4 protein-coding genes and 1 pseudogene are annotated in these 4,935 nt (G+C 70.6%); 3 read left to right on the top strand and 2 right to left on the bottom strand.

Annotated features, from left to right (window positions below; translation table 11 throughout):
* A pseudogene (locus ACRDPS_RS24405) lies at window positions 1-606 on the top strand (hypothetical protein); the annotation flags it as partial.
* Here ACRDPS_RS24405 and ACRDPS_RS24400 read toward each other — a convergent pair.
* Entirely contained in the window at window positions 509-1,138 is a 630-nt protein-coding gene (locus ACRDPS_RS24400; RefSeq protein WP_431504266.1) for a trimeric intracellular cation channel family protein, read from the bottom strand. The pseudogene ACRDPS_RS24405 and the gene ACRDPS_RS24400 overlap by 98 nt on opposite strands.
* A 123-nt stretch (window positions 1,139-1,261) precedes the next feature.
* Between ACRDPS_RS24400 and sepH the strand changes: the two genes are divergently transcribed.
* Window positions 1,262-2,416, top strand: coding sequence for a septation protein SepH (gene sepH / locus ACRDPS_RS24395; protein ID WP_431504265.1), 1,155 nt, complete (start codon window positions 1,262-1,264; stop codon window positions 2,414-2,416).
* A gap of 164 nt (window positions 2,417-2,580) precedes the next feature.
* Window positions 2,581-4,254, top strand: a complete 1,674-nt coding sequence (locus tag ACRDPS_RS24390) for an alkaline phosphatase D family protein (protein ID WP_431504264.1) — start codon at window positions 2,581-2,583, stop codon at window positions 4,252-4,254.
* Window positions 4,255-4,268: 14 nt separating this feature from the next.
* On the opposite strand, the gene ACRDPS_RS24385 is transcribed toward ACRDPS_RS24390, so the two are convergent.
* On the bottom strand, window positions 4,269-4,913 hold the full coding sequence (locus tag ACRDPS_RS24385; protein WP_431504263.1) for a thymidine kinase: 645 nt from the start codon (window positions 4,911-4,913) through the stop codon (window positions 4,269-4,271).
* Window positions 4,914-4,935: the final 22 nt, after the last annotated feature.

Here is a 4,935-nt window from a genome sequence, read left to right as displayed (position 1 = left end):
GTCCATCGCCTGGACGAGGTGCTCGGCGCGGGGCGGGAGGAGGATGCGTACGTCATCAGCACCCATGTCGTGCGCGAGCCGACCGCCCGCCTCATAGCCGTCCTGGACTGGCCGGACGGCCCGGCGGTCGAGGAGCTGACCGCACGTCTCGCGGACCAGCTGCCGCAGGCGTACGTCACCCTCGACTCCCCCGCGATCGACGAGGCCGCCGCGCGCAGTGCCGGGCGGTTGGCGCGCTATCCGGGACGCACCCGGATCGAGACCGTGACGACGGTGGAGCGGGTCGAGGCGGGCAGCGTCGTCGACGCCGTGGAGGGGCTGGCCGGGCTCGAGCTCGGCCCCGGGGACACCCTGGACCTCACCGGGTTCGCCCGGCCCGTGTGGCGCGAGGGGCGCTGTGTGCTCCTGGTCCAGAGGTCCGCCGACGGCCTGGTTCCCTTCGAGGCACGCCACCAGATCCCCTGCTGCTCCGACCACCGACCTACCCACGCCGGACCGGCCGAACCCGTCAGACCGAGGCCGACCCCCGCGGCAGCGGCGCTTCCCAGTGGCGCCACATGGCCAGCAGTCGCCACCCGGCACAGAGCACGAAGGCCACCGCCATGACCAAGGGCGGCGACAGCTCGAAGTACAGGCCGAAGGCGGTGACCGAGGCGCCGGCGAAGCCGGGGATCGCATAGAAGACGCTGCGGCGCAGGACGATCGGGACCCGGCCGGCGAGCACGTCGCGGATCACGCCGCCACCGACTCCGGTGGCCAGCCCCATGATCGCCGCGGCGAGCGGCGAGAGGCCGTAGTCGAGTCCCTTGACCGCACCCGCGATGACGAAGAGCCCCAGTCCGAGAGCGTCGAAGACGTTGACCAGCGGCTCGAGCCGGCCGAGTGCGGGGTGGAAGTAGAACGTCAGCAGACCGGCGGTCATCGGCACCACCAGATAGCGCCAGTCCGACAGCGCGGCCACCGGCGTAGCCCCGATCGCCATATCACGCAGGAACCCGCCACCGAGGCCGGTGACGCACGCGAGGACGAGCACTCCGAAGATGTCATGCTCCTTACGGACCGCCACCAGGCCGCCGGAGAGCGCGAAGACGAAACACCCGACCAGGTCGAGGGTGATGAGGGTCAGCGTCTGGTCCACCCCAGAATGTTCGCCTCGCACATCCCATAATTCCCAAATGGCGTGGGCGCGCCGCGAACGCACCCAATACGATGCACCTCTGTGGCGTAGGGTCGTCATAACCGCTTTAGAATTGAGAAGAGGATGTCAGCCGAAGAACTGCCCCTGACTCCGGGCCAGCTCGATGAGCTGGCTCCGGACGAAGCTGGACCCGTCCTTCTTCGGCTGATCTCGGTCAGTGACGACGGCAAGCGCATGCTCTTCGTGGATGACGCGGAGCGTGAATACACCGCCGACATCGACGACCGTCTCCGTGCAGCACTCGAGGCTGTGTCGACCCGCCGATCGGAGCAAACCGTGAACAAGACACCGAGCAGCAGCCTGCGGCCCCGTGACATCCAGACCCGCATCCGTGCGGGCGAGAGTGCCGAGGAGGTCGCCGCTGTCGCCGGCACCACGGTCGAGAAGATCTTGGCCTTCGCCGGCCCCGTCCTCGCCGAGCGCGAGCACATGGCGCAGCGTGCCCAGCAGGCTTCCGTCCGTCGCAGGCCGGGCGAGGAGGCCCCCAGCACCGCCCGCACCCTGGGACAGGCCGTCGCGGCCCACTTCCAGAGCATGTACATCGACCCCGAGTCGGTCAGCTGGGACTCCTACCGACGCCCCGACGGGCGCTGGAAGCTGACCGGTGAGTACGAGACCGCGGACCGCTCCGGGATCGCCGAGCTGACCTACGACGCCCCCGGCAACTACGTCGAGCTCGACAACGACGACGCTCGCTGGCTGACCGGCGAGAAGATCGACGCCCCGGCTCCAGCCGCCGAGCCAGAGCCGGTGACCGACGACATGCTGGCCGCCCGCCGGCGTCGGGCACAGGGCTCGATGACAAAGGGCTCGGCCGCGCAGACCCCGGCCGCACCTGCCCCGGCTCCGACGAGCCCTCCCCCGGCAACCAAGCCCGCCAAGTCGTCCAAGCGGGCCTCGGTCGGTGTCGACATGCCCCTCGAGGCGTTCCTCGGAGACGAGGAGCCGACCGGCAAGCAGGAGGCCGTCCCGGCCGAGCCCGAGACCGCCTCGGTCGCGGAGCCCGCGGCCGAGGCAGCAGCCCCCGCGGCCGCGCCCGACCAGGCAGCGCCCGACCAGGCAGCGCCCGACCAGGCAGCGCCGGACCAGGCTGCGCCGGACCAGGCTGCGCCGGCCAGCGAGCCGCAGAAGCCCGCGAAGAAGACCTCGTCGCGCCGCAAGCGCGCCTCGGTGCCGAGCTGGGACGAGATCATGTTCGGCGGCGGCAAGCAGGAGTAAGACACACCCTCAACCGTGTGATCCCGTTCACGGACCGGCCATCGGCCGGTCCGTGACGCGTTGGTGACCCGACCGGCCAGAGTCGGACAGGGGTCGGGCGACGTTCACACGCCGCCGATGAAGTGGCTGGAGGCAGCTCTCCCACCCCTTTCTCGGAGGCCTCGATGCTCCTGCCCGCCACCGCCGCCTTGAGCCGACGTACGCTCGTCACCGGATCGGCGGTGACCGCAGCCGTGATGCTCGGGACCGGCTCGATCCCCGCCGACGCTGTGACACCCAGGAGGGCGACGACCCTCCCCGGCTACCCGTTCACCCTGGGCGTCGCCTCCGGCGACCCGCTCCCCAACTCGGTGGTTCTCTGGACCCGCCTCGCCCCCGAGCCGCTCGCACCCGACGGCCTCGGTGGGATGCCGCCCGAGCCGGTCCGGGTGCGGTGGCAGATCGCCGAGGACCCGGGCTTCCGCAAGGTCGTCAAGTCCGGCACGGTCACCGCCACGGCGGCGCTGGGTCACTCGGTCCACCCGGAGGTGTGGGGCCTGCGGCCCGGTCGCGACTACTGGTACCGGTTCTCCGCCGCCGGCGAGGTCAGCCCCATCGGCCACACCAGGACCGCCCCGGCGTACGGAGCGAAGCTCGCCGAGGTCACCTTCGCGTTCGCCTCGTGCGCCAAGTGGGACGCCGGCTACTTCACCGCCTACCAGCACCTCGCCGAGGAGGACGTCGACGTCGTCTTCCACCTGGGCGACTACCACTACGAGTACGGCATCAACGCCAACGGCGGCGACCGCAACGTACCCGTCGACAGCGCCTTCGCCGGCGAGACCACCGACCTGCCGCGCTACCGGCTGCAGTACGGCCTGTGGAAGTCCGACCCCGACCTGATCGCCGCCCACGCCGCCCACGCCTTCGTGGTCGCACCCGACGACCACGAGATCGAGAACAACTGGGCCGACGACGTCCCCGAGGAGTCGAGCCAGTCCAAGGGCGGCCTGTGGACACCGCGGCGTACGGCCGGGTTCCAGGCCTACTACGAGCACCTGCCGTTCCGGGCCAGCTCGCTTCCCGCTGGGGCGGACATGCAGATCTACCGGCAGCTGCGCTACGGCGACCTGGTCGACTTCAACGTGATCGACACCCGGCAGTATCGCGACGACCAGGCCTACGCCGACGGCTCCGACCCGGCCTCTCCGGAGCTGACCCCGGACATCTACGACCCCTCACGCTCGCTGATGGGCGCCCGTCAGGAGAAGTGGCTGCAGCGCAACTGGCGCCAGTCGCGAGCCCGCTGGCAGGTGTTGGCCAACCAGGCGCCGATGGCCGAGACCGATCTCGACGAGACCGCTGCCAAGACGCTCTACATGGACCCGTGGGACGGCTACATCGCCAACCGCAACCGGCTCCTGGAGGGCGCTCGCACCGCCGGCGTGGACAACCTGGTCGTCATCACCGGCGACCGGCACCAGAACTACGCCTCCAACCTGCTCGCCGACTACGACGACCCGGGCTCCGCGGTCGTGGGCAGCGAGTTCGTCGGCACGTCGGTGACCAGCGGCGGCGACGGCGCCGACATGACCACCGGCGGCGAGGCGCTGCTGCGGGCCAACGACCACCTGAAGTTCTTCAACGGCCAGCGCGGCTACGTACGCGTCAAGGTCACGCCCGAGGAGCTCTCGAGCGACTTCCGGGTCGTGCCGTACGTCCAGCGCCCGGGCGCGCCGATCTCCACGCGCGCGACGTACGTCGTCGAGAACGGCCGCCCCGGTGTCCAGCTCGACACCAAGAGCACCCCCGTCGGCACGAGGTACGCCGACATACCCATGCCGACGCTCAACCGCTGACCCGCTGGAAGCGGTCAGCCGAAGGGCAGCGGCTCGGGCGTCAGGGAGACCGACTGCGCCCGGGCCGCGGTCAGCCGGCGGCGGTGGTGCTGACGGCACAGCACCTCGTAGGAGACGGCGCTGGGCGCTTCGTCGGTGTCGCCGACGACGACCTGATCGCCCTCGGTGACCATGACCCCGTCCTCGACCCGGGCGTTGTGCGTGGCTCGCTTGCCGCACCAGCACAGCGCCTCGACCTGGAGCACCTCGGTGCGGTCGGCGAGCTCGACCAGACGGGCCGCGCCGGGGAACAGCCGGGTGCGGAAGTCGGTGAGGATGCCGAAGCAGAACACGTCGATCTGCAGCTCGTCGACGATCTTGGCCAGCGCCTGGATCTGGTCGGGGGTGTAGAACTGCGCCTCGTCACAGATGAGGTAGTCGACCCGCCCGCCATGGGTCAGCGCCTCGACGACGTACCTCCAGAAGTCGAAGTCGTCGGTCACCTCGATCGCGTCGTGGGTCAGGCCCAGGCGCGAGGTCACCGCCGCCTCCCCGGAGCGGTCGTGCGCGGTGAAGATCCGGCCGCGCCTGCCGCGGGTCGCGTGATTGTGGTTGGTCTGCAGCGCGAGGGTCGACTTCCCCGCGTCCATCGTCCCGGTCCAGAAGGTCAGCTCAGCCACGCGGGAATCCTAGGGCCTAGCG

This window comes from Nocardioides sp., from assembly GCF_050699375.1.
GTDB lineage: Bacteria > Actinomycetota > Actinomycetes > Propionibacteriales > Nocardioidaceae > Nocardioides.
The sequence above is the reverse complement of the archived record's forward strand: the minus strand, read 5'-3'. Positions and strand labels throughout refer to the sequence as shown.